Genomic DNA, 25,176 nt, shown 5'->3' on the forward strand with positions numbered 1-25,176 from the left:
GGGACCTTGGATGGTGCTGCCGCCGCTGCTATTAAGGCGGCGCAAAATGGAGCCGCCCTATGGCCGAAAACTGGCATAAACACGATATGGATTTTCTCGGTGGACGCCGTCTGCGTCGCACCCGGCGCACGGCCTGGAGCCGGGCCATGGTGCGCGAGTCGGTGCTGACCCCAGCAGATCTGATCTGGCCGCTCTTTGTAATCGAAGGGCAGAACGAGAAGACCGCCATCCGTACCATGCCGGGTGTCGAACGCCTCAGCATTGACCTCTGCGTGGAAGCCGCCAAGGCGGCGCGCGATGCGGGCATCCCTGCCCTCGCGCTATTCCCCAATACGCCAGACCATCTGCGCAGCGAAAACGGCGCTGAGGCCTATAACCCCGACAATCTGATGTGCCGCACCTTGTCGGCCATCAAGTCAGCCGTGCCTGAAATCGGTCTGATTGCCGACGTGGCGCTGGATGAGTATTCCAGCGACGGTCAGGACGGTCTGGTTCGCGACGGCGAAATCCTTAATGACGAGACCGTCTCGGTGATGATCCGCTCGGCGCTGGCGCAGGCCAAGGCAGGCGCCGATATAATCGCACCATCGGACATGATGGATGGCCGCGTTGCCGCCATTCGCGAGGCGCTGGATGGCGAAGGTCATGAGCACCTGCAGATCATGTCCTACGCCGCCAAATACGCGTCCTTCTATTATGGCCCGTTCCGCGAGGCCGTGGGCACCGGCAGCCGTCTGCGCGGCGACAAGCGCACCTATCAGATGGATTACGCCAATTCAGATGAGGCCCTGCGCGAGATCGAGCAGGACATTGCCGAGGGCGCAGACAGCATCATGGTCAAGCCCGGCCTGCCCTACCTCGACATCGTCCGCCGCGCCAAGGACAACTTCAACGTGCCGATTTACGCCTACCAGGTGAGTGGCGAATACGCGATGATCGAGTTCGCCGCCGCCGCCGGCGCCATCGACCGTAAGGGCGCGATCCTCGAAAGCCTCTACGCCTTCAAGCGCGCCGGCGCCAACGGCGTGCTGAGCTATTACGCGCTGGAAGTGGCCCGCGAATTGGGCCGCTAACGTAGCCCCAACCTCGATGTCATCCCGGCCCTGAGCCGGGATCCATCCCGGGATCGACTCCTCCATCACAGCGTCATTCCCGCGAAAGCGGGAATCTCCCTTCTTCTTGCCACACCAATCTTCGTGCCACACCAAAGTGGGATTCCCGCTTTCGCGGGAATGACGTCGTGGCTGGACTGCCTCCATGGCGCCCCTTCCCCCGCGCGCCAACCCCACAAATTTCCGCCCACCCTCTTGCGTCTGGCCCCCAGCATGACAATGTTTTGGCCATGAGCCAGTACGACACCTACGCACCGCGCCCGAACCTGCCAGATCCTGCGACCGCTCCCGAGCTGTTTGAGGGCGTGCTGACACGCCGAGTGCTTGCCTATCTGATCGACCTCGCCATCATCGGCGTGCTGGTTATTGCGTTCAGCATTGTCGGCTTCATCGCCGGTTTCCTCACCTTTGGTCTCGCCTGGGTGGCGTTGCTGTTCGTCGTCCCCATCACCATCGTCATCTATTACGCGGCGACCCTTGGCTCACACAAACGCGCGACCGTGGGCATGCAGGCCATGGATATCGTGCTGACGCCAACGCGCGGGCAGCCACTGGACGGCTGGATGGCACTAGTTCACGCCGCCGTCTTCTGGATCACCTTCGCCATTTGCTGGCCGATTTCTCTGTTGTTTGCGCTGTTTACGCCGCGCCGGCAGATGATCCACGACCTCATCTGCGGCACGCTGATGGTGCGCCGGTCGCCCATGACCCGCCACTGGCAGGCGCACAATCGCCGCAGCCAAGAGGCCTATTGAAACGTTGCGGGGCTAAGGACAGGGGATTACACTATCCCCTGACAGCACCAAGGGTCTTAGATGACCGACCATACGCCTGAGACAACCCAGCTCTTTTTGACCGCCGCCATGCCGTGCCCCTACTTGCCCGACAAGCAGGAGCGGAAGCTGTTTACCCATTTGACGGGGCGACGGGCGTCTGCGCTGCATCATTTGCTGAGCGATAACGGTTTCCGTCGCAGCCAGAACCTCATCTACCGCCCGGCCTGCGAAGGCTGCAACGCGTGCCAATCCGTGCGCATCGTTGCCGACGAGTTCGAGGCCTCAGGCCGGTTCCGCCGCGTCATCCGCAACAATGATGATTTGTCCGTTGAAGTGCGCCCCACCAAGGCGACCAGCGAGCAATATGATCTGTTCAAGCGCTATCTGGAGTCGCGCCATGCGGGCGGCGGCATGAACCAGATGAGCTTTGTCGACTATGAATACATGGTCGAAGACACCCCGGTGCAGTCGGTGCTCGTCGAGTATCGCCTGCGCGACCATCCCGATCAGCCGCTGGTGGCCGTGGCGCTGACCGACGTGATGCCCGATGGGCTCTCCATGGTCTATTCGTTCTACGATCCCGATCTGGCCCATCGTAGCCTGGGCACTTTCCTCATTCTCGACCATATCTCGCAGGTGCGCTCGGCCGGGCTCGGCTATGTCTATCTCGGCTATTGGGTCAAGGATTCCCCCAAAATGGCCTACAAGGCGCTCTATCGCCCGCTCGAAGTACAAAGGGGCACTTTGGGCTGGTGCCCACTGGACTAGGCTCTGCGCCATCTTTGGGCCATAAGTGTCGGCGAGATGGCCCCGAGTTTCCCAATGTCGCCGGATAGTGCATGACCTTTATTTTCAAGCTGATCCGGATCGGGCTGCTGCTCGGCGCCTTCGGGGTCACATCGCTTGCAATCCTCGCGCTGTTTGGTTTTACGGTTCCTGAGCTGGACCTGCTCAACCACGCGCAGGTCTTCCTGTTCCCCGGCACCATCGTCGCAGTCGGTCTCGTCGCCCTGCTGATGCGTGGTCAGGCCCGCAGCATCGGCCTGATCATCGCCTTTGTCGGCTTTGCCGCCTCGGCCAATGTCATGCTCCCCGAGTTCCTCGGCTCGATGCGCAGCCGTCCGGCCGCTCCCCCCAGCGGCACCGTCACCATGATGACGCACAATCTGTTCGGGATGAATTATGAGATGGAGCAGGTTACATCGGCCATTCATGCGGACGATCCCGACATCATCGTGCTGCAGGAGTACTTCGGCGAGCAGGCGACGGATCTGCATCCGCTGCTGCTGAAGGATTATCCATTCTTCGTGCGCTGCCGTGGCGGCAAACGCGCCAATCTGGGGCTCTATTCCCGCATCCCATTCGAGCAGACCGAAGACGGCGCCTGCCCCGAGAATGCTTACAGCACCGCACGCACCGCCCATATCCTCGCCAGCTTCAAGACGCCGGATGGCAAGCCGTTCTCGGTGATCACCACCCATATGGATTGGCCGCTGCCCGTGCAGCGCCAGCGCGATCAGCTCACTGTGCTGTCCGACGTGGTCAAGGAAATCGACGGCCCGCTCATCGTCGCCGGTGATTTCAACTCGACGCCGTGGTCTTACACGCTCCGCGACTTCGTCGCCCGCAACGGCTTCACCCGCGAAACCATGAACCTCTTCACCTTTCCCATGCGGTTCTACTATTTCCGCGCCTGGCGCGACACGCTGCCCTTCCTGCCGCTGGATCACGTGATGACCAAGGACGGAATTGTGGTCCACGAACTACATGCGGGGGAGCCGACGGCGAGCGATCACCTGCCGGTGGTGTTCACGTTTAGCGTGGAGTGAGTAGGGCGGGTAGCAAGAATACCCCCACCTAGCCTCCCCCTCAAAAGGGGGAGGAACAGATCGGGTTTGAACAACGATCACGCCCACCCACTGCGCGGATCCCTCCCCCTATCAGGGGGAGGATAGGTGGGGGTACTCCGATCCTTCAATCGCGCACTTACTCAACACCCCACCGCGCTGCCCTCGGACTTGATCCGAGCGCCACTTGCAACCCGGCACATGCGGTTAGCGACCCTCGGATCAAGTCCGAGGGCAGCAATTATGGGTGGGATAGATGGGGCTAGGCGCGCTTAACATAGCTCAAGCGAACGAGCAGCTCAGTCCGCCACGTCCAGATCAAACACCAGCAACCCGGCAACGCCGCCTTCGAGCGCTGCGACCAGTCGTGCGCCAGCGGCCTGATGGGCCGGGTCAACCAGATACCGGTCCCGCGCTGCAGCGTCGGCCAGGTCCATGATGAACCCATCCTTGAACCCCTGCCCCAGGCCTTCCGGCGAAACATTGGGCCCGAAGTCCGCCCGCAGCAATCCGTCGATCTGCCCCACCAGAGCATTGAGACCGGCATAGATCGCCTCCCGCTCTTCCGTCGCGACATCATCCCGGAACTTGAGAAACACGCAGTGCCGGATCATCCGACGAACTTGTTATTGCGCGGGAAACCCGTCGGTGGCTGGCGACCGGCCGTGGCGCGATCACCGACCCAGTCGGAGAGCTCTTCCATCGGCTTGGTATAGGTGCGGCCCGAGCTATCGGTCCAGGTGAGGCCATCGGCTGCGTAGAAGGTTTTGAGGTCGGAGATCCCGCCATCCTTGTAGCGCTGCAGGCGCACGCCCTTGCCACGGCTCATTTCGGCGAGCTGGCTCAGCGGGAACACCAACATTTTGCGGTTCTGGCCGATTACGGCGACGCGGTCGCCGTTGCATGGCACCAGAAGGCTCGCTTCGTCGGGCGCAGAGACATTGAGGATCTGCTTGCCCTTGCGGGTATTGGCGATCATCTCGTCTTCACCGACGATAAAGCCATAGCCCGAGGACGAAGCCACGATGCGCTTCTGGCCGGGGCGATAGAGGAAGATATCGACGATATCCTGCCCCTCTTCGATATCGACCATGATGCGAACCGGCTCGCCCTGCCCGCGACCACCCGGCAACTTGTCGCCACCAATGGTGTAGACCTTGCCGCCCGTGGTCAGCATGAGCAACTTGTCGGTCGTCTCGCATTTGAGCGTCAGCTTCAGCCGGTCGCCGGCCTTGAAGCCCTTTTCGTCTATCTCGTCGGTGTGACCCTTGAGCGCACGGATCCAGCCCTTTTCGGACAGGATGACGGTGATCGCCTCGCGCTCGATAAAGGCCTCGGTGACTTCCGCCAGATCGGCATTGGGTGCGGAGCCCAGAACGGTACGGCGGCCACCGAGCGCATGAGGTGTCACCCCGTCGGCCTCAAACAACGGATAGGCCTTTTTGAGGGCTTCGACTTCCTTGCTGATCGAGCCCCACTGGCGCTTGTCCGAGGCAAGCAGCGCGTTGAGGTGGCCCTGCTCTTCGGTCAGTGCCGCATGTTCCTTGCGCAGTTCAAGCTCCTCGAGCTTGCGCAAAGAGCGCAGGCGCATATTGAGGATGGCTTCGGCCTGCACATCGGTCAGCTCGAACGTGCTCATCAGCACGGCCTTGGCATCATCCTCCTCTCGGATGATGCGGATCACCTCATCGAGGTTGAGATAGGCAATGATGTAGCCGCCCAGCACTTCGAGGCGGTGGGCAATCTGCTCCAGCCGGTGCTGCGAACGGCGAACCAGAACTTCCTTGCGGTGCTCCAGCCAGGCCTTGAGCGCCTGCGCCAGGCTCATCACCTTGGGCACCGCGCCCTTGTCGAGCACGTTGAGGTTGAGCGGGAAGCGCGTTTCAAGATCGGTGGTCTTGAACAGCTGCTCCATCAGGATCACGGCATCGACTGTGCGGGCGCGCGGCTCGAGGACGAGGCGGATATCGTCCGAGCTTTCGTCGCGCACGTCCTTGAGCAGCGGCAGCTTCTTGGCCAGCAGCAGCTCGGCGATCTTTTCGACCAGACGCGACTTCTGCACGGCATAGGGAATTTCGGTGACGACGATGAGGTAGACGCCGCGGGCGCTTTCCTCAATTTCCCACTTGGCGCGCAGGCGGAACGAGCCGCGACCGGTGGTGTAGGACTGGGCAATCGAGGCTGCCGACTCCACCATGATGCCGCCGGTGGGGAAGTCCGGACCCTTGACGAACTGAGTCAGTTCTTCGGCGGAAGCCTCTGGGTTAACATTGATAAGATGCAGCGCGGCGTCACACAGCTCGGCTACGTTGTGCGGCGGAATGGACGTCGCCATGCCCACGGCGATACCGGTCGAGCCGTTCGCGAGAAGGTTCGGGAAGTTCGATGGCAGAACGATCGGCTCTTCGTCTTCGCCGTCATAGGTCGGCTTAAAGTCGATGGCATTTTCGTTCATGCCTTCGAGCAGACGGGTCGCCACGTCAGTCATGCGGCTTTCGGTGTATCGCATGGCGGCGGCGCCATCGCCGTCGATATTGCCGAAGTTGCCCTGCCCGTCGACCAGCGGATAGCGCAGCGCAAAATCCTGCGCCAGGCGCACCAGCGCGTCATAGATCGACTGATCGCCATGCGGGTGGAATTTACCGATCACGTCGCCGACGATACGCGCAGACTTCTTGTAGCCCTGGCCCGGATCGAGCTTGAGCAGCCGCATAGCGTGGATGATGCGGCGGTGAACCGGCTTGAGGCCGTCGCGCACGTCCGGCAGCGCACGCTGGGTGATGGTCGACAGAGCGTAGGACAGGTACCGCTCTTCGAGGGCCTGCTTCAGATCGACGACGCGTTGGTCATCGGCAGGCGGGAGAGTGTCGGTATCGGCCATCGGCTGCTATTCCATCAGAACGAATCAAGAAACCACTATATCCCGAACACCCTGAATGCACCGAAAATGCAGCCGTCTCCGGGGGTTTTGCACGGTTTTGCAGATGTGAAATCACCTGCGGGCGAGCGTTACGGCTCGTGGTCTTTCGACAGCGCCGCAATCAGTGCCTCGCGCGTTGCCGAATGCTGCAATTGGCGCGGCTCCCACACATGCGCGTTGAGGAAATGCCCCGTCAGGTGCAGTGCCGCCGCTATGTCGTGCGGCGCGGCATTGCCCCGTGATGTCAGAAACGACGGCAGCGGCAGCAAGCGATCGAGATACGGCTGCGCCGCAGCACGAGACACCGCCCTGCCCGATTTGGGCGATATGTGGGTCAGGTCCTCGGTGACGCCGGTCGCCGCGCAGCTGGTCATGTCGAGGCCATAGCCAAGGTCATCGAGCACAGCCAGCTCAAACCGCGCCAGCGCAACGCCGTCGGGCTTGCCATCGATCAGCCGCAGCGCCATGCCCAGCAGCCGGTCATACGGATCGCGCTCGGGCAGCAACCGCAGGTGCTCGCACACCAGCTGGCTCATATAGAGCCGCGTCCGATCCTCGATGAGCTCGGCAGCGCGCCCCTGCAACAGCTCGACGGTGAACATGCCGAGCTGGTCTTCCAGCCGCGCGCGCCATGTAAGCTGAATGGTATTGCCGGGTTGCAGCACGGGCGACAGCCGCCGGGACCGACCACCACGGACCAGCCCCATATGCCGACCGCGCCCAGCCACCATGACCTCAGCAATAACGCTGGATTCGCCATGGCGCCGTGCACCAATCAGCAGGCCTTCACCGGTCCATTCCATGGCACTAGGCCCTCAATGGCACGCCCTCGTCCTTCGACGGGCTCAGGATGAGGGCTACTGCAATGATGTCATAGACCTCATGGTGAGCTTGTCGAACCACGAGGTCGTGGCACGTAGAACATCAGGGCTTGTTGTGCGGGAATTCGAGGCCCATTTCGCGATAGCGCTCTGGATCTTCGCTCCACTTTTCGCGAACCTTGACGAACAGGAACAGGTGGATCGGGACTTCGTACATCTCCATCAGCTCCTTGCGGGCTTCCTGGCCGATGGCCTTGATGGTTTGCCCACCAGCGCCGAGCACGATCTTCTTGTGGCTGTCACGTGTGACATAGACCACCTGGTCGATCTTGTAGGAGCCGTCCTTCTGGATCTTGAAGCTCTCGGTCTCGACCGTCGAGTTATATGGGATCTCGTCGTGGACGCGCAGGAACAGCTTCTCGCGGGTGATTTCGGCCGCGGTAATCGCCATGGTCAGATCGGTGAGATGATCCTCTGGGAAGTGCCATGGGCCGGGTGGAATGTGCTTGACGCACCAATCCATGAAGTCCTGCACGCCATAGCCCTTGAGGGCAGAGATCATGAAGGTCGCTTCAAAGCGGATCTTGGCGTTGATCGCCTCGGAGAGCTTAAGCAGCTCTTCGTTTTTGACCGTGTCGATCTTGTTCAGGATCAGGATGCGCGGATGATTGACGTTCTCGAGGCCGGTCAGCAGCGCTTCGAGTTCTGAAGTCAGGCCACGGTCCACGTCGACGATCAGCGCGACGATGTCGGCGTCCCCTGCTCCGCCCCAGGCGCTATCGACCATGGCGCGCTCGAGGCGCTTCTTGGGCGCGAAAATGCCGGGCGTGTCGATGAAGACAAGCTGGGCCTTTTCGAGCGTAACGACGCCGCGCACCTGGCTGCGGGTGGTCTGCGCCTTATGGGTCACGATGGACACCTTGGTGCCCACCAGCGAGTTCAGCAGGGTCGACTTGCCGGCGTTTGGTGCCCCAACAAGGGCGATAAAGCCGCAGGAGGTATCAGCCAGTTCGATCGGGGTACTCATTTGGTGTCCTTCCAGACCTGCTGGCGAATGAGGAATGCTTCGGCTGCCTTGTGTTCGGCGATCTTCTTGGAAGGGCCGGAGGCGCTGAGAGGCTCGAATTCGCCGAGAATAACAGAGATTGTAAATTGCGGCGCATGGTCGGGACCGGTGCGCTCAACCTGATGATAATGGGGGGGCTCCAGCCCGCGGGCCTGTGCCCATTCCTGCAGCGTGGTTTTGGCGTCGGCCTTGTTGGCCGAACCGTCCGCGAGGAATTCCTCGAACATGCGCTCGACGAACTCATAGGCCTTGCCCAGCCCGCCGTCGCAATAAATCGCGCCGATGACGGCTTCCGTCACGTCGCCGAGAATGGCTTCCTTCTCCGCGCCACCAGTGCGCGCTTCGCTTTCGCCCAGGATCATCTCAGAGCCAAGGTCGAGCGTGCGGGCGATGACGGCGCAGGTTTCCTTGCGCACCAGCGTATTGAGCGTGCGGCTCAGCTCGCCCTCATTGGCCTTGGGATAGCGGCGATAGAGCATATCGGCCACCACGAGTCCAAGCACGCGGTCGCCCAGAAATTCCAGACGCTGATAGGAGCGCTCGATCCGCTTGGCGGGCGAGACGGCGCTGGAATGGGTCAGCGCCCGATTGAGCAGATCCGGATCGGCAAATTTGTAGCCAAGCCGGAACTGCAGTTTTTCATGATTGCGAACGGCACGGCTCACGGTGTGGTCGTCGTATGATAGGGCACGTTGGAATCGACGCCCTGGAACATACGATCCCAGCGCACATTGGCTGGCCACTGCCAGATCTGCCAGGGTGGCAGATTGTCCTTGATCGAGAAGAAGCGCGCCTCTGCCTTGGCAATGAGGTTTACGGCGGGCACGTAGCCAACCTGGCTCAGCACACGGCTATCAGCCGAGCGGTCGCGGTTGTCGCCCATCATGAAGTAATGGCCGGCAGGAACGACATACTCAGCGGTGTTGTCGAGCGGCTGATCGTCCGAGATTTCCTGGATGATGTGGGTCGTGCCTTCAGGGAAGGTCTCGCGATAGACGGTCACCTCGACGGTGCGGTTTTCGCTATCGGTGTCCTGTGCCTTGCCGAGTTCTTCACGCTCTACCATCACGTCATTGATGTAAAGGCGGCCAGCCTTCATCTGGATGCGGTCGCCTGGCAGGCCAACGATGCGCTTGATGTATTCGATGTTCTGCGGAACCGGACGGAACACGGCGATATCGCCACGGTTCGGGTCCCGGCCAAAAATGCGGTTGCTGATCGGCAGCTCGAAATCGAGCGCCGAGAAATCGCCATAGCGACCCAGCGAGAACGAGTGCTTGCCGTAACCCCAGACGAATTTATTGGCTACGAAATAGTCGCCGATCATCAGGGTCTGCTGCATCGAGGCCGTGGGGATCGAAAACGGCTGATAGAGAAACGAGCGCAGTACGATGGCGATGAGAAGCGCCTCGACAACAACGACAATGGTTTCAACCCATTCGTTGGCCGCAGACTTCTTGGCAGACTTTTTAACGGACTGGCTCATGGGATTCCCCGGAAAGGTAGCGCGGCAGCGTTAGACAGTTGCAGTGGCCGGGTCAATCGGCAGCACTTCAATGATCACGAAGGCCTGGGCCAGGCCTGCATCATCTGTAATGGTCAAATGAATGTGGGGCGTGTAGCCCGCAGGCACAAGTCGAGCCAGCGCCGCAGCGGCACCGTTGGTCAAATTCATGGTCGGTTTGCCCGATGGCAGGTTCACCACGCCCATGTCGCGCCAATAAACGCCAGAACTAAGGCCAGTGCCAAGTGCCTTGGAACACGCCTCTTTTGCAGCGAACCGCTTGGCATAAGACGCCGCCCGCTGCGCCCGACGATCAGACTTGCGCCTCTCCAGCTCGGTAAAGCAGCGATGGGTAAACCGCTCGCCGTATTTCTCCAGCGTCTGCTCAACGCGGCCAATCTGGCAAAGATCAGAACCCAGACCAACGATCATCGACAGGCTCCGATTTTGTTGAGGGGATAAGCAGACCTAACCTGTAGCGAGTAGGAACCAAATTGGGAATTCGACACGATCTCGCCCAGCGCACCGCCCGTGCTCCCTCGCCCCTGAGAGGAGAGGGTTGGGGTGAGGGGTTCAGAGATCGGGAAAGCCAACTTGCGCCCCTTAAACGCTGAACCCCTCACCCGCCGCAAGGCGGCGACCTCTCCCCTCAGGGGAGAGGTGCGAAAGGCGAAATCGTGGCTCACTTCACACCCTGAATGCCACGGCTGCCGGGCTTTACGGCCGGAATGGCAGCCAGCTCGGGTGGCAACTGGTCGGCTGGGTAAGCCGGAACCTTAAACTCGATCAGCGACACCAGCGGCACGCCCACATCGGCCTCGCCGCCAGACCGGTCGATCAGGCAGGCTGCGGCGACCACATTGGCGCCGATGGCGCGCAGGGCTTCCACGCATTCGCGGATCGACAGACCGGTCGAAACGATGTCCTCGACCACGATCACCTTGTCGTCAGGGCTGATCTCGAAACCACGACGCAGCTCGAACTTGCCGTCGACGCGCTCGGTGTAAAGCGCTGGCAGGTTAAGGTGACGGGCGGTTTCGTAGCCGGGGATAATGCCGCCGATGGCAGGCGAGACAACCTTGGTCACATCGCCAAAGCCATCTGCCTTGATCTTCTCGGCCAGCGCCTTGCAGAGCTTTTCGGTCTGCGCGGCATACTGGAACACCTTGGCCTTCTGCAGGAAGACTGGCGAGCGCAGGCCTGAGGACAGGATGAAATGGCCTTCGAGCATTGCTCCACACTCGCGGAACACCGCTAGAACTTCATCCTTGGTCATCTGCATATCTCCGATCGACATTGCCGTCCCATTCGAGGCGGGAAATCATCCCCGCTTCGCGGACGCTGGCACGTTGCACCGACGACAGGCCGGGGCTCAGTTTGAGCGTTGCCAGAACATCGGTCAGTTGCGCAAGGTCGCGCACCTCGATTTCGAAGATCATCTGGTGAAAGTCGGGTGAGATCATCCGCATCACCAGATTATTGATGTTCGCCTCGCACGAGGCAATGGCCGAGGAGATCTGGGCCAGCGAGCCCGGCTTGTTGACCGATTCCATGGTGATGACGGTCGCATAAAGCTGATCGTCGCCGCTTTTGATGTTCCAGCGCACATCGACCCAGGCCACGTCGCTGTCGTGCAGATCGATCAGCGCGTCGGAATGGATCGGATAGACCATGAGCGGATGTTCGGGCTGCAGGATGCCAACAAGACGGTCCCCCGGCACCACGCCTTCCGACGAGATCGTCACCGGCATGTGGAAGTCGAGCTTGTTCAAAGCCGCCTGTGCGCGCGAGCCGGCACGCTGCCCACCCGGCACGCGGAAGCGGAACAGATCGGTGGCGCGCAGGGCGAACCAGCCGTCAGCGGTATCGGCAACCGGCAGGTCGAGTTTGCGGCGACGCTTGCGCAGGCCTTTGATCTTGGCCAGCTCGGTCGCCATTGGCTCGGAGCCAATCTTGCCCTCTCCGACCGCGATCATCAGGTCACGCCGGTTGGACATGCCAAGAGCCTCGGCCAGCGCCTTGGCTTCGCTCTCGTCCAGCATCACGCCTTCGCGCTCCAGCATCATGGAGAGCACATGCTCGCCCAGTGCCATCGCACGCTGGGTGGTGGCGTGACGCACCGAACGGCGGATGGCCGCGCGGGCCTTGCCGGTGGCCGCAATGCCGATCCAGTTGGATGGCGGCATGTGGTTCTGGTCGCGGATGATTTCGACTTCGTCGCCGCTGCGCAGCTGGGTCACCAGCGGCAGGATGGCGCCATTGATCTTGGCGCCGACGCAGGTGTCGCCAATGTCGGTGTGCAGGGCATAGGCAAAGTCGATCGGCGTCGCGCCACGCGGCAGCGCAATCAGCCGCCCGCGTGGGGTGAAGCAGAACACCTGATCCTGGAACAGCTCCAGCTTGGTGTATTCGAGGAAATCCTCGGTCGAGGAATTGCCCGTTGTCAGGTGCTCAATGGTGGAGCGCAGCGAGCCATAGGCGTGCGACTCGTTCTCGATGCGGCTGAGGTCGGCCGATGCACCATCTTTATAGAGCGCGTGCGCCGCGATGCCGACTTCGGCGATGCGATCCATTTCCTCGGTGCGGATCTGCAGTTCCGCGCGCTGGCGGCCGGGGCCGACAATGGTGGTGTGGATCGATTGATAATCGTTATGCTTGGGGACCGAGATATAGTCCTTGAACCGCCCGGGCACGACCTTCCACTTGGTGTGGACCACGCCGACCGTGTGATAGCACTCGGCCACCGAGCCGACGATGACGCGGAAGCCGATGATATCGGACAGTTGCTCCAGCGCGATGGATTTACGCTCGATCTTGTTGAAGATCGAGAACGGCGATTTCAGCCGCGCCTTGACCCGCGCCGTAATGCCTTCTGCGGCAAGGCGCTCGGTCAGCTCCTTGGAAATGGTCGAGATCGTCTCGTGATACTCGGCCTGCATTTCGTCGAGGCGCGCGGTGATCGCCTCATAGTGATCCGGCTGCAGGATCTTAAACGAGATGTTTTCCAGCTCGTTGCGCATGTCCTGCATACCCATGCGCCCGGCCAGCGGGGCATAGATATCCATGGTTTCCTGTGCAATGCGGCTGCGCTTTTCAGGCGGCATGTATTGCAGGGTGCGCATATTGTGCAGGCGGTCGGCGAGCTTGACCAGCAGCACGCGCACGTCCTGGCTGATCGCCAGCAGCAGCTTGCGCAGGTTTTCCGCCTGCGCTTCCTCGCGCGACACCAGGTTCAGCCGCTCGATCTTGGTCAGCCCGTCGACAATCGCGCCGATTTCCGGCCCGAACAGCTGATCGATTTCCGCCCGCGTCGCGTCGGTGTCCTCGATGGTGTCGTGCAGCAGCCCCACGGCAATCGAAGCGTCATCGAGCTTGAGCTCGGTCAGAATAGCGGCAACTTCGAGCGGATGATTGAAGTATGGATCGCCAGACGCGCGTTTCTGCGAGCCATGCTTCTGCATGGCGTACACATAGGCCTTATTCAACAGGTCTTCGTCGACGTTCGGGTTATAGGCCTGAACGCGTTCGACGAGTTCGTACTGACGCATCATGGGGGGATAGCCGCTTCGCTCGTATGAACAAACTTAGCGCTTTGAAAGAAAATGGGAAAGGTTCAGCCGGGAACTATTTCGGGATGATGGTCTGCCGCAGACGCATGTCACCATTGCTCGCCTCACCCACGGGTCACCCAGGCCTTGAGCCGGGGCCCATCTCGAGATCACACCACAGCCGCGATATGGGCCGAGCAACCATCGCAGGATGGATCCCGGCTCAAGGCCGGGATGACACCGAGATTGGGGTCAGCTCGGAGTGTGCCCCAAACCCGATGGGTCCCTCCCCCCTATCAGGGAGAGACTACAAGGGGGTACTCCGATCCCCCCCCAAAAACAAAACACCCCCGGCTCGCGCCGAGGGTGCTGAATTCTCCCAACCGATCAGCGATCAGTCGTCGCGGCGTTCTGGTGGAGCAAGGCTCTCGATGCCGCGCAGCAGTTCTTCTTCGCTCATGGTGTCGAAGTTCAGCGAATCGTCGTCGCCGTTTTCGATCAGTGGAGCGGCGTGCTCTTCTGGCTCGTCGACTTCGACATACTTCTGCAGCGAGTGGATCAGGTCTTCGCGCAGATCGTCTGGCGAGATAGCGCCGTCGCCAATTTCGCGCAGCGCCACAACGGGGTTCTTGTCGTTGTCACGCGCAACAGTGATCTGTGCGCCGGAGGAAATCATGCGCGCGCGGTGAGCGGCCATGAGAACGAGATCGAAGCGGTTGTCGATCTTTTCAATGCAGTCTTCAACGGTGACGCGGGCCACGAACGTCTCCAAAATCTTATGGAATGAACCCTTCCCTTATACCACAGGTTCGGCGGGCACAAGGTTTGGTGCGCCCTGCCCGCGAGGAAACCATAAATAGGCATTCAGACCTTGTCCGACTTGCCTCCATTCCTAAAAACGTGCGAATAGCGAAGTTAAAGTAAGGTTTTGGGAACCTATATTTTGCGCGGGCGCGGCGCGGGGGCAGCGTAGTGAGCGGTGTACCGCCCGGAGTTATTTCAAAAAATGCCAATCGATCCGAGGGAAAAGATCGTTCTATTCATTGATGGGGCCAATCTCTACGCCACATCAAAGGCGATCGGAATAGACATCGATTACAGGCGCTTACTGGCCGAATTCAATGCGAAGGCCTACATGCTACGCGCCAATTACTATACGGCGTTGGTTGAAGACCAGGAATACTCCTCTATCCGCCCGCTGATTGACTGGCTGGACTACAATGGCTTCACCGTCATTACCAAGCCTGCCAAGGAATTCACCGACGCAACCGGCCGCCGTAAGGTCAAAGGCAACATGGACATCGAGCTTTGCGTCGATGCCCTCGAGTTGGCCCCCTACTACGATCACATGGTCTTGTTCTCTGGCGATGGCGATTTCACCGCCCTGGTCGCCGCGCTCCAGCGCAAAGGCAAGCGCGTCACCGTCGTCTCGACGCTCACCACCTCCACCCCGATGATCTCCGACGATCTGCGCCGTCAGGCCGATTTCTTCATCGACGTCGCTGATCTCTCCAAAACCGTTGGCCGTCCACCAAGCACCCGCCCAGTCGTCGCGCCCGTGCCGGTTCCTGCCACGGAAGAGTAAGCCGCGAGGCGACGAACTCTAGGACCCGCCCCAGTCTCACCACACACCAACGCCTCCCGCGGACTTGATCTGCGGGCCACTGGCCGTATGCGCAATGTGGAGAGAAACCCCACGGATCACGTCCGTGGGTAGCGATGTGGGCGCAGGAGACGTAGAGGCAAGCCCGCCGATACGGGCACCACTTTACCCCCGACCGCCTTCTTTCATGATGCGGGACTTGTCGCGGTTCCAGTCGCGATTGCGCTCGGTTTCGCGCTTGTCATAGTTCTTCTTGCCCTTGCCGATACCGATCAGCACCTTGGCGCGGCCCTGGTCGTTGAAGAACAACTTGAGCGGCACGATGGTATTGCCGGCGCGCGACACTTCTTGATCGAGATGAGCCAGCTGTTTGCGCGACACGAGGAGTTTGCGCGGACGGCGTTCCTCGTGATTGAAGCGGTTGGCTTGCAGATATTCTGGAATATGCGCGTTGATCAGCCACAGCTCGCCACGTTCCGGCGAAGCGTAGGATTCGGTGATCTGGGCTTTGCCCAGGCGCAGCGACTTGACCTCGGTGCCGGTCAGCACAAGGCCGGCTTCCATGGTCTCGCCAATTTCATAATCGTACCGCGAGCGACGGTTTTCAGCCACGAGTCCGTGGCTGATCACACCGTTCTTGGATTTGTCGTTCTTGCTTGCCATACGACTTAGATAAGACCTGCGTGGGATAATGCAAAGTCCACCGCGTCCTGCGTTGCCTTGGCGACGGGCACCAGTGGCAGGCGCAGCTCGTTGGTGCACAGGTTCAGACGGTTGGCGGCATACTTTACAGCGGTTGGGTTTGGCTCGAGGAACAGGTTCTTGTGCAAGTGCACAAGCTTGTCCTGCACGGCGAGCGCGCCCTTGAAGTCACCAGCCAGCGACAGCTCCTGCATCTGCGAGCAGAGGCGCGGCGCGATGTTGGAGGTCACCGAGATACAGCCGTGGCCGCCATGCGCGTTGAAGGCGAGCGCGGTAATGTCCTCGCCCGACAGCAGGATGAAGTCATGGCCCAGCTTGTCGCGCTGCAGGCTGGTGCGACCCAGATCTGCCGTCGCGTCCTTGACGCCGATGATGTTGGAGTGGGCGTCGCGAAGCCGCGCAATGGTGTCGACGGTGAGGTCGACCACGGTGCGACCGGGCACGCTGTAGAGAATGACGGGAATGCCCACAGCGCTGGCGACAGCCGAGAAATGCTGGAACATGCCCTCCTGATTGGGCTTGTTGTAATAGGGCACGATGGACAACACGGCGTCCGCGCCAGCCTCTTCGGCGAACTTGGCCAGCGAGACGGCTTCGGCGGTCGAGTTGGACCCTGCCCCGGCAATCACAGGCACGCGCTTGTTGGCGACTTCGATAGCGATTTCGACAACGCGGCGGTGCTCTTCGTGGCTCACGGTCGGGCTTTCGCCGGTCGTGCCAACGGGCACAAGACCATGTGTGCCTTCAGCAATTTGCCAATCGACGAAACGCGCGAAGGCTTTCTCATCCACGGCCCCGTCAGCGAATGGGGTAATGAGAGCCGTGATGGATCCTCGCAGCATTTGTCACATATTCCTATTTAGGCGCCACAGTTCAGCCGTGGCGAGATGGCATAAGGCGGCCAATGAGCAGCCCTTTTAATGGGGCGCACCATACTTTCAGTTGCTCGTCATCACAACGCTTTGTTGAATGGACCAGCAAGCAGTTTCGCTCAGCAACCTAACGTTTACCCTGCGGGGTTAGGGTTAGGTTAACCGCAAGGATGGGGGCCCTTGCTGGATTTGTAGAGCGTACCAGCAGGACGGAATATGCACGGTTTACTCCGCGCTGGCGTCATCGCGGCGATGCTGGGTCTAGTGACACCAGCCCCCTTCGCGCCCATGACTGCCAATGACAGTATCGACACCACCACGACCGGCTCGATCACGCCGCGCGACGGTACGCCTGCGCCTGAGTCGAAGGGTTCAGCGGCGTTCCGCTCGGCCCTCACCGAGCTCAAGGATGGTGACGCGGCCACTGCCTATGCCTTGGCGCGGAGCCTGCCAGACGCTGTCGAACGTCGCACCATTCAGTGGGCCGCCATCTATTTCAATCCCGGCAAGATCGACTATGCGACCGTCGCGCGCTTTGCCGCAGACGCGCCAGATTATGCCGCCCCGAGCATTTACCGGACCCGCATAGAACAATCGCTGAGCAAGACCGATGCGGTTGCCGCCGACATCGTCAAAGCACTGGGCGACGCCACGCCGAACACCGTCGATGCGCAGATCATGCTCGCCATCGCCGAGCTCGACAGCGGCCATAAGGACAAAGCCACGGTGATGGCGCGTCGCCTGTGGATCGACAATTTCCTTACCGAGCAGCAGGAGATTCTGGTCCGCGATAAGCTCGGCGCTCTGCTGGATCACGACAGCCATTGGGCCCGCGCCATCCATCTGATGATGCATGATCGCGCCAAAGCCAGCGAGCGCCTGCTCGAATTCCTCACGCCCGCCCAGAAGTCGCTTGTCGTCGCCCGTGCCGCCGTGTCGCGCAACGATGACAATGCCAAGGCGCTGCTCGACAAGGTCGACAAATCCCAGCAGGCCAATCCGGTTTTCATTTTCTCGCGCGCCCAGCGGGCCCGCCAGTTCCAGCTGTGGCAGAGCGCCGTCGATTGGCTGGCCAAGGCCCCCGCCGAGCTGCCTGATTCCGAAGAGTGGTGGTATGAGCGCCGCGCCCTGGTGCGTCAGCTGCTCAATGTCGGCGAACCCGCCCTCGCCTACAAGGCAGCCGCTGGTTACACCAAGGGCCCCGATGGGCGTCTGGTCGATGCCCATTTCCATGCCGGCTGGATCGCCCTCTCGTTCCTCAACGACGCAGCCTCTGCCAAAAAGCACTTCGCTGCCATGGCTGCGCTCTCGACCCTGCCCGACACCATCACCCAGTCCAATTACTGGCTGGCCCGGGCCGAACTGAAGCTGGGCAACAAGACTGCCGCTGACGCCGCCTATGCCAAGGCCGCTCGTTACGGCACGGTCTATTATGGCCAGTTGGCCCGCACCGAGCTCGGCAAAGCCAGCGTCGATCTTCGCCCCCTGCCCGCATGGCAGCAAAGCGAAGCCATTTTCAGCACTCAACCTGTGGTGCGCGCCGTTCGCTTGCTCGCCGCCAACGGTCAAGCTGCCATGGCTGCGCCCCTGCTGCGCAATTACGGCACCAATCTGCGCGATGGTGCAGATCTGCTGCTGGCCGCACGGCTGGCGCAGGAAATCGGCGCGCATCACCTGGCAATTGCCATTGCCGGCACTGCAGAACAGCGCGGCACGCCGCTCGACATGTTCAACTTCCCCAAGGATGGCCTGCCGGACAGCGCCCAGCTCGCTGCTGACCGCGCAGCCGTCTATGCCATCGCCCGGCAGGAATCGATGTTTCAGATCGATGCGATTTCGCCAGCTGGCGCGCGTGGCCTGATGCAGCTGATGCCCGGCACGGCGCAGGATGTGGCCAAGCAGGTCGGCGTGGACTATTCCGCCAATCGGCTGGTTAGCGACCCCGCCTACAATGCCCTTCTCGGCTCAACCTATCTCAACAAACAGTTGCAGCGCTATGGCGGCTCGCTGGCCCTTGCGGCCGCCGCCTACAATGCGGGCCCCGGCAATGCCGACAAGTGGATTAAAGCCTATGGCGATCCCCGCGCCGACAATGTCGACCCGGTCGTCTGGGTCGAGCTGATCCCCTTCCAGGAGACGCGCACCTATGTGAAGCGCGTGTTGGGCAATTATCTGGTCTATCGTGAACGACTGGGCGGCGAGCGCACCACCATGCAGCAGGCGCTGCGCACCATTGAGTAGAAGCGCTGAAAAGCACTTGAGACGCGGAGTATCCTGCCCCTAATGTTGTTCATGCCGCGTCCCAGAACCGTGCCCGCCGAGCATCCCGCCTTCGCCGATCTGCCGGTCACCCATGTGGCGCTGGGCAGTGGCTTACGGGCGGCTGTGCATGTGTCGGGGCACCTGACAGGTCGGCGTCTGCCGATCGTCTGCATTCCCGGCTATCAGCGCAACATGAGCGACTTTCTGGCCTTCGCCACCCATCTTCGCCGCGCTGGTGGTGGCGACTGGCCAATCGTGCTGATCGACCTGCCCGGTCGCGGCCGCGCCGATGACCGTGCCCGCATTCAGGACTACAGCTCCCTTGCTGACGCGCGCGATGTCGCCTCGATCATTACCGCACTCAACATTGGCCGCGCCATCATTCTTGGCCAGGGCCATGGCGGCCAGGTCAGCATGGCGCTCGCCACCGATCATCCCCTGCTGATCGCCGGCACCGTATTGCTCGATTCCGGTCCGGTCACCGACTCGCGCGGCATCGTTCGCCTGCGCAACAATCTCGAACACATCGAAGCCCTGCGCGGCGCCAAAAATGTCACCAGCGGCTTCCGGCGCCTCCTCGGCGGTGACTATCCCGGCCTGCCCGAGGTTCAGCTCGATGCCCTGATCGGACGCACGCACTACGTCGACAAGCGCGGTCGCGCCCGCCCTCTCTATGACCAGCGCCTTATCAAGGCCCTCGCAAAAATCAATTTCGATGATGTGCTGATGGCCCAGTGGCCCATGTTTGACGCGCTCACCTGCGCGCCGCTGATGCTGCTACGCACCCAGCTCACCGATCAGCTGCGTCGCGAAACCTTTGATCAGATGGCGCGCCGCCGCCCCGACGCCGTCGCCCTCACCATCGCCGGGCAAGGCTCCCCGGCCCTGTTCGATCAGCGCGAAGAAATCGACGCCGTCCTCGATTTCGTCACCCGCATCAGCGAACCTAACAAAAGCCGCGTCGCCTAACGCGCCGCCAGCGCCGTCGCCTGCTCTACCCATTGCTCGCGCCGAATGCGGCCCTTGAACGCCAGTTGCCCGTCAACCCAGTCGATGTTCAATTTGGTCCAGGCTGCGATCTGGTCAAAATGATAGACGCCCAGGCCATTGAGCGACGCCTCGATCTTGGGACCGATCCCTTTGATCTGCTTGAGATCATCAGCCTTGCCCTTGCGCGGACGCAACAATGCGGCAGGCTTTGGATCATCCAGCTTCCGCACAGCCTTGGCCACCACTTCGGTCTTTGGCCGCGCTTTAGCTCTCGGCTTTGGTTTGGGCCTGGCAGACGCTGCGGCGACAAGCACCTCCGCCGGTGCTTCAATGAGAATGGGTTGCGGTATCGGTGCCAGCGGCGCGTGATCGACCGTCGCCGCCAATCGAGCCGCTGGCGTTGGCGGGCGTCTTACCGGCGTTTCAACGAGTGTTGCGGGCACAGCCACGCGTGCCTTGCTCATCGCAAATAGCGTACGTCGCGCCGCATAGGCCACGATACATCCCAGCAGATAAGCCGCCAGAATGAGCGCCCCCGTCTCGACAATAAGCGCCAGATTACCCGTCATGCACCACCGTCAGACGTTGGCGGCTTAAAGCTCAGCCAGCCGGTCACAAGGCCAATAATCGCGGCCCCGCCCAGATAGGGCCAGTAGAAGCCCGTCAGGTACACTAGCGTGTCCCAGCTCATCAGATATGCGCTCCCGATGCACAAGGTACGGAGCCGACCGAGCCGGCTCCGCAGCGATCAATAGTGGCGGTCGAGAACCTTCACCACAATCCGTCGATTGAGGCGCTTGCCCTCTGGCGTGCCATTGTCCGCAATCGGATTGGCTTCGCCAAACCCAAGTGCGTAGAGCCGCGCCGCCGTGACGCCGCGCTCCACCAGCGCCGAAACCACAGCCTCGGCACGCGCCACAGACAGCGCCAGGTTCAACCGTTCATCTCCATCGGAGTCCGTATAGCCCTCGATGTGCACGATGGCATCCGGACAACCCGCCAGGTCACCCGCCAACTCATCCAAGGCAGGCTGCGATTCCGCTGCGATAATCGCAGCACCCGACTGGAAAAGGATTGAATTGCGCGCGGAAAAATCGGCAAGCGGGGCAATGCACGCGGCAGTGTCGACCTTTTCTGTGGTCGGCTGGGGCGGCGCGGCGACCGGCTCTGCGGCCACCACAGGCACATCAACCGCCAAAGTCCAGGCCTTGCCGTCCGACAACGCAGCAATCGCCGCCGTCACCGCATCGCGCGTAGCCTCGTCCGGCGCTATGCCTTTGAGGCTCCAGTTGCCGTTGGCCAGATCAACCTGACCTTCATCAAGCCGCACCAGAGCACGCAACCCGGCCTCGGCATCAGTCACAAAACCTTCCGGCGCACCGGGCGCGATGCTAACGCTGATCGTCTCGCCGCCGGTAATTGTCGCGAAATAGCGCAGGGTCGCATCGGCCGGCAGCTGACCGCTCATGATCACGGACTTGTCCGCCCCCCGCGTTGCGGAGAACGCGTAATCTGGATCGACCACTTCGGAAGGCGTATCCTCTGCAGATGTCACGGCTGGCGCTTCTGCCACCGTCACCTCTGGTTCAGGCTCTGGCTCAACTGCGGGCGCCGCGACAACCACGGGCGCAGCCGACCCCACTGGGGCGGCAACCGACATGGACCATCCAGACGCTGCAAGATTGCGCGTGGTGAAGTCCGCATTGATCGCGCCCTCATCGATTTTCGATTTTGCCGTGCCGGTGATCAGCCAACCCGAACCGTCAAAGGCCACGGTTCCCTCGCCCAACCACTGCAAAAGCCCCAATCCGGTCTCGGCAGCAGAGGTGAAGTTGTTCGGCTCACCAGAGGCATAGGTCAGCGCCGACACCGTAGAAGCACCCGAAAGGGCGATCAGCTCGTCTTTGATCTGACGGTTCGGCACCATGCCGGACAGTGCAATCGCGCCACTGGTGTCCTTGCTCGCCTTCCAGTCGTACCGCGCCGCACGCGGTGGGGTGATATCTGCGGTGTTGAGGCTCAATCCCTGCGGCACCAGTGCAGCGAGTCCCTCCACCAAAGCCTCATAGTCAGACCCTGAGCGCGCGATCCCCGACAAAGTCACCACATCGCCATGCAGCGCGAAGCGGCCTTCACTCATGCGCCCCAGCGCAGCAAGGCCAAAATCGACCCCGGACTGGTACCGGTTTGGCGCACCGCGCCCCAGCTTCAAGAATTGCGTGTCGGCATTGGGATATTCGCTCAGTGCCTTGCGCGTCGCGTCATCCGGCGCATAGCCGTCGAATACGATCACCCCGCCCGATTGCCGCGTCGCGCTCACCCAATAGTCCGCAATACGCGGCGGATCGAGGACGACAATGGACCCAGCCTGGGCGATCTTGCGCGTCACATCATCGGCAATCGCCTGGGTGGGCGCAGCGCCAACCAGCTGGCTGAGACCGTCGCTGATCGTTGCCTCACCGTATTCAAGACGCGAGAGCTGCTCGACAAGCACCTGCGACAGTTCAACAAAATTGTCCGGCTGACCAGATGCAACGGCAACGCCGGTTGATAGGGCGAGCCCGGACAGGTCAGCCATGCGTAGACGATCTGTCACCTGACCATCAGGCACAAAGCCGCTCACCGAAATGCGTTTTCCATCGGAAACCGCAGACCAACGATAGGGCGAAGCGAACGGGGCCGCGATAGACGCATCGGCAATAGTCACACCGGATGGCACCTGTGCGCTCAAAGCCAGCAGCACATCGCCATAGTCGCGTTCGGAACGCGCACGACCGGTCACGTTGATTGCCAGATCGGTAATAGACACCTGCCCCTGATCGAGGTGGCTCAACTGCGCCAGTGCGAAGTCAATACCGGACAGCCACACATCCCGATCAGGCATGCCTGAACGCAATTGAAGATCAGCGGACGAAACACCTGCGCGCGTCGACAGGGCCTGTCGCGTCACCTCATTGGGCACACTGCCCGCCAGCACAATCGCACCATCGACCAGATTGGCGGTCATCCGATAGGGTTTCACGAGTGGCGCGACTGTAACGTCACCGGCAACAGAACGAACACCGGAAAGGCTCGCCAGACGCACCAGCGCGCCATCGGCCTCAGCCTGTGTGGAAATTGTCCCGCTCAGCGCAACGTCGCGCCCATCAAGGGAGACATCCGCCCAGGCAAAGCCCGCGGACCGCATGCTGCTTAAACTGCGGCCGGAGAGATCACTGGCGATATTGGCGGAGGTTAATCCAAGGCACAAAGCCGTCCCACCCACGACCGTAACCAGCCCCGGGGCGACCCATTTAACGAGGTCCCTGATCATATCCGTCCCAATAAAAATGCCGCAACAGCCCAAAGGCTAAAGCATTTCGCGACGCTATGAAATCGAAATTGGCTGGCTAAGCCATTGGGGTTGAACACCTTTGCGTTGCCCGCAACAGGTCCGAACCGACTTCACCCGAACGTTTCCCGAATCGGCCCCACAAAAGCAGAAAGGCCCGGCTTGAGCCGGGCCTTTCCGTATTCAGATGCGGTACGAGGATTACTCGAAGGACTTTGCAGCCTTGAAGGTAACCTTGTAAGCGCCGTTCTGCTGAACGGTTGCGCCAACCGACGACGAGAAACCGCCGCCTGGGTTCCAGCCGAGCTTGGCCGAACCGTAGAAGTCGGATTCGCCAGCGACAACTGCTGGAACGGTCGCATCGGTGCGGCCATAAACGCCGAGCTCACCGGTGAGCTTGATGGTCTCGGTGACGTCAGCAACGAGCTGAACGGCAACCTGGTAACCAGCAGCGGTATCAGCTGCGTTGTCAGCGAAGTAACGACCGCCAAGGTTCAGAGCGACGCCTTCCGTGACGGTGGCACCGATGGAGCCGCCGAAGCCATAACCGGTTTCACGGTTGTTGGCCGCATCGGTGAAGCTCAGAACTTCAGCCGAAGCTGCGATCGTGAAGATGTCGAAGGAACCCTGAGCCGACAGCAGACCGTTGTAGAAGCTGGTGTCGTCGTTTGCACGGGTGTTACCACCGAATGCGAAAGCTGCGCGAACCTTGAACTGGTCGAAGGCTGCAGTCACGCCGGAGTGGATTGCGTAGTTGTCTTCTGGACCTTCAACGCCGTCAAGGATGCCACCGAGAGCGCCGCTGATGTGCGCGGTGATCGCATCACCCTTATAGTCGAGAACGCCGACCAGAGTGCCCTTCGCGTCGAGCTTTTCCAGACCAACCTTGGCACCGATGCCGTCGCCGAAGCTGGTTTCCAGCTGGATGACGTGACCGCCAACTGCTGGGAAGAAGCCGTAGTACTCGTCGGAACCGATGACGCCCTTGTCTTCCTTGTCTTCGGCAAAGAGGCCGAGGAAGTTGAACGCTTCGTCGTCGCCCTTATTGAAAATAGAGCCCTTGCGACCAACGGACAGAACAGTCGCATCGCCAACCTGAACGTAGGCTTCGTCGATGAAGACGTCCTTGTTCTTGGTTGGGTCAGATGCGTCAGCACCATTCACAAAGACGGTCTTGTTTTCATTCTTCAGCTTGATCACAGCACGAGCAGGACCGAAGTCGCTCGAAGCGGTGCCAACAAACTTCAGCCAGGAAACAACCTTGGAGTTCCAGTCGTTATCGCCGGTAGCGAGACCGAGATCGCTCGAAGCGTCGCGGTTCTTGAGGCCAGCGAAAGGAACAATCGCGATCGACTCGTTGTAGTTGCCCCAGTTGAATTCATACTCAACGCCGCCAGAGATCTGCAGGCAGTTGGTGTCGGACGAGATCGTCAGGCCGGACAGACCGAGCGAGTCGCAAACGTCGAGCGAGGTGAGAACGCCGCTGAGATCAGCAGCAAAGCCAGCAGTCGAAAGACCAGCGGCAGCAACAGAACCGAGGATAAGGCTCTTGAGTTTCATTAGGTGACCTCCAAAGTCAGTCATTCTTGGTGCTGGTTGCCCAGCGGTTTGTCGAAACGCGACCACACTATCGTGGTGCAGTGTGTTGCCGTCGCGTTGCGACCGACAAACGATCCCATGCATGGATTCGCAAGACCCACTCTACGCACGGCGGCAAATGACGCAATCGCGCAAAAGCCGTTTTGGGGGTGAGGCAATGTGGTTGCCAACCGGATGTTGCAGATTCAGCACACAGATCGAAACCACCTGTTAACCCGATTGA

Annotated in this window: 23 protein-coding genes; 7 read left to right on the plus strand and 16 right to left on the minus strand. The window is 61.0% G+C overall.

The window, feature by feature from the left end; all coding sequences use genetic code 11:
- Positions 1-59 precede the first annotated feature (59 nt).
- From hemB to WH87_RS05605, 4 genes are all read left to right on the plus strand, one after another.
- Complete coding sequence (gene hemB, locus WH87_RS05590) at positions 60-1,073, plus strand: porphobilinogen synthase (RefSeq protein WP_197410729.1); 1,014 nt, start codon at positions 60-62, stop codon at positions 1,071-1,073.
- A gap of 269 nt (positions 1,074-1,342) precedes the next feature.
- Positions 1,343-1,867, plus strand: coding sequence for an RDD family protein (locus WH87_RS05595; protein ID WP_046138145.1), 525 nt, complete (start codon positions 1,343-1,345; stop codon positions 1,865-1,867).
- A 60-nt stretch (positions 1,868-1,927) separates the two neighbouring features.
- Positions 1,928-2,656 (plus strand): arginyltransferase, encoded by a 729-nt coding sequence (locus tag WH87_RS05600; RefSeq protein WP_046138144.1) that lies wholly within the window; start codon positions 1,928-1,930, stop codon positions 2,654-2,656.
- A 71-nt stretch (positions 2,657-2,727) separates the two neighbouring features.
- Complete coding sequence (locus WH87_RS05605; RefSeq protein ID WP_046138143.1) at positions 2,728-3,717, plus strand: endonuclease/exonuclease/phosphatase family protein; 990 nt, start codon at positions 2,728-2,730, stop codon at positions 3,715-3,717.
- Between the two features lie 317 nt (positions 3,718-4,034).
- Here the strand turns inward: WH87_RS05605 and WH87_RS05610 are convergent, their stop codons facing one another.
- The 10 genes from WH87_RS05610 to rpoZ all read right to left on the minus strand — a co-directional run bounded on the left by WH87_RS05610 (position 4,035) and on the right by rpoZ (position 14,354).
- Entirely contained in the window at positions 4,035-4,349 is a 315-nt protein-coding gene (locus WH87_RS05610) for a Dabb family protein (protein WP_046138142.1), read from the minus strand.
- Positions 4,346-6,616, minus strand: coding sequence for a DNA topoisomerase IV subunit A (gene parC / locus WH87_RS05615; protein ID WP_046138141.1), 2,271 nt, complete (start codon positions 6,614-6,616; stop codon positions 4,346-4,348). The genes WH87_RS05610 and parC overlap by 4 nt, the downstream gene beginning before the upstream one ends.
- 128 nt (positions 6,617-6,744) lie before the next feature.
- Entirely contained in the window at positions 6,745-7,458 is a 714-nt protein-coding gene (gene recO / locus WH87_RS05620; protein WP_046138140.1) for a DNA repair protein RecO, read from the minus strand.
- Between the two features lie 121 nt (positions 7,459-7,579).
- A complete protein-coding gene (gene era / locus WH87_RS05625) occupies positions 7,580-8,503 on the minus strand; it encodes a GTPase Era (RefSeq protein ID WP_046138139.1) in 924 nt (307 codons plus the stop codon).
- Positions 8,500-9,207 (minus strand): ribonuclease III, encoded by a 708-nt coding sequence (gene rnc, locus WH87_RS05630; protein WP_046138138.1) that lies wholly within the window; start codon positions 9,205-9,207, stop codon positions 8,500-8,502. The genes era and rnc overlap by 4 nt, the downstream gene beginning before the upstream one ends.
- On the minus strand, positions 9,204-10,028 hold the full coding sequence (lepB, locus tag WH87_RS05635; protein WP_046138137.1) for a signal peptidase I: 825 nt from the start codon (positions 10,026-10,028) through the stop codon (positions 9,204-9,206). The genes rnc and lepB overlap by 4 nt, the downstream gene beginning before the upstream one ends.
- 30 nt (positions 10,029-10,058) lie before the next feature.
- Complete coding sequence (gene acpS / locus WH87_RS05640; RefSeq protein WP_046138136.1) at positions 10,059-10,478, minus strand: holo-ACP synthase; 420 nt, start codon at positions 10,476-10,478, stop codon at positions 10,059-10,061.
- Positions 10,479-10,728: 250 nt separating this feature from the next.
- Positions 10,729-11,322, minus strand: a complete 594-nt coding sequence (gene pyrE, locus WH87_RS05645; RefSeq protein ID WP_046138594.1) for an orotate phosphoribosyltransferase — start codon at positions 11,320-11,322, stop codon at positions 10,729-10,731.
- Complete coding sequence (locus WH87_RS05650; protein WP_046138135.1) at positions 11,309-13,597, minus strand: RelA/SpoT family protein; 2,289 nt, start codon at positions 13,595-13,597, stop codon at positions 11,309-11,311. The genes pyrE and WH87_RS05650 overlap by 14 nt, the downstream gene beginning before the upstream one ends.
- A 391-nt stretch (positions 13,598-13,988) precedes the next feature.
- Positions 13,989-14,354, minus strand: a complete 366-nt coding sequence (rpoZ, locus tag WH87_RS05655) for a DNA-directed RNA polymerase subunit omega (RefSeq protein ID WP_046138593.1) — start codon at positions 14,352-14,354, stop codon at positions 13,989-13,991.
- A gap of 246 nt (positions 14,355-14,600) precedes the next feature.
- On the opposite strand from rpoZ, the gene WH87_RS05660 reads away from it, so the two are divergent.
- A complete protein-coding gene (locus WH87_RS05660; RefSeq protein ID WP_046138134.1) occupies positions 14,601-15,179 on the plus strand; it encodes a LabA-like NYN domain-containing protein in 579 nt (192 codons plus the stop codon).
- A gap of 183 nt (positions 15,180-15,362) precedes the next feature.
- Here WH87_RS05660 and smpB read toward each other — a convergent pair whose 3' ends face one another.
- Positions 15,363-15,860 (minus strand): SsrA-binding protein SmpB, encoded by a 498-nt coding sequence (gene smpB / locus WH87_RS05665; RefSeq protein WP_046138133.1) that lies wholly within the window; start codon positions 15,858-15,860, stop codon positions 15,363-15,365.
- A 5-nt stretch (positions 15,861-15,865) separates the two neighbouring features.
- Positions 15,866-16,741, minus strand: coding sequence for a 4-hydroxy-tetrahydrodipicolinate synthase (dapA, locus tag WH87_RS05670; RefSeq protein ID WP_046138132.1), 876 nt, complete (start codon positions 16,739-16,741; stop codon positions 15,866-15,868).
- Between the two features lie 246 nt (positions 16,742-16,987).
- On the opposite strand from dapA, the gene WH87_RS05675 reads away from it, so the two are divergent.
- The gene (locus WH87_RS05675) at positions 16,988-19,012 is read left to right on the plus strand and encodes a lytic transglycosylase domain-containing protein (RefSeq protein WP_052726278.1); all 2,025 of its coding nucleotides are present in this window, start codon (positions 16,988-16,990) and stop codon (positions 19,010-19,012) included.
- A gap of 51 nt (positions 19,013-19,063) precedes the next feature.
- Positions 19,064-20,002: an alpha/beta hydrolase gene (locus tag WH87_RS05680; protein WP_197410730.1), complete on the plus strand. Its 939-nt coding sequence runs from the start codon at positions 19,064-19,066 to the stop codon at positions 20,000-20,002.
- Here the strand turns inward: WH87_RS05680 and WH87_RS05685 are convergent.
- The 4 genes from WH87_RS05685 to WH87_RS05695 all read right to left on the minus strand — a co-directional run bounded on the left by WH87_RS05685 (position 19,999) and on the right by WH87_RS05695 (position 24,914).
- Positions 19,999-20,592 (minus strand): hypothetical protein, encoded by a 594-nt coding sequence (locus tag WH87_RS05685; protein WP_052726277.1) that lies wholly within the window; start codon positions 20,590-20,592, stop codon positions 19,999-20,001. The two genes, WH87_RS05680 and WH87_RS05685, sit on opposite strands and share 4 nt — an antisense overlap.
- On the minus strand, positions 20,589-20,714 hold the full coding sequence (locus WH87_RS20175) for a hypothetical protein (protein ID WP_281175169.1): 126 nt from the start codon (positions 20,712-20,714) through the stop codon (positions 20,589-20,591). Before WH87_RS20175 ends, WH87_RS05685 begins: the two co-directional genes overlap by 4 nt.
- A 57-nt stretch (positions 20,715-20,771) precedes the next feature.
- Positions 20,772-23,210, minus strand: coding sequence for an OmpA family protein (locus WH87_RS05690; protein WP_046138130.1), 2,439 nt, complete (start codon positions 23,208-23,210; stop codon positions 20,772-20,774).
- Positions 23,211-23,555: 345 nt separating this feature from the next.
- Complete coding sequence (locus WH87_RS05695) at positions 23,556-24,914, minus strand: porin family protein (protein ID WP_046138129.1); 1,359 nt, start codon at positions 24,912-24,914, stop codon at positions 23,556-23,558.
- Positions 24,915-25,176: the final 262 nt, after the last annotated feature.

Source organism: Devosia epidermidihirudinis (genome assembly GCF_000971295.1).
GTDB classification, from domain to species: Bacteria; Pseudomonadota; Alphaproteobacteria; order Rhizobiales; family Devosiaceae; genus Devosia; species Devosia epidermidihirudinis.